This window comes from Pseudonocardia sp. EV170527-09 (assembly GCF_008369905.1).
Lineage (GTDB): Bacteria > Actinomycetota > Actinomycetes > Mycobacteriales > Pseudonocardiaceae > Pseudonocardia.
Genome location: NZ_VRMC01000550.1, coordinates 1 through 255 on the forward strand (window position 1 = coordinate 1; position 255 = coordinate 255).

The 255-nt window shown below is 63.1% G+C and carries 1 protein-coding gene; it reads right to left on the bottom strand.

The annotated features are described in order from the left end of the window. The coding region (locus FVA95_RS32435; protein ID WP_205016090.1) for a hypothetical protein at positions 1-255 on the bottom strand (255 nt) is incomplete at both ends.

Here is a 255-nt window from a genome sequence, read left to right on the forward strand (position 1 = left end):
TCATAGCGGTGGCCGTCCCAATTCCAGACTTCGAGGCGATCGAGCGTCTGCCAGAACTCTTCCCACGCTTCGGGCGGTATAGAAATCACTTCGATTCGCTCTACACCCTCGCGTTCTTCCGGCGGTCCGCGCCAGGTGAGTCGGCTGCCATCGCCCTCGACGTTGCAGTAGCCGTCCTGGCCTCCGCCGATGTGCGTCGACAGTCGGGTTGTTGGGGCGTGGCTCAGGACTTGGCGCAGTTCGGCGAGGCTGATC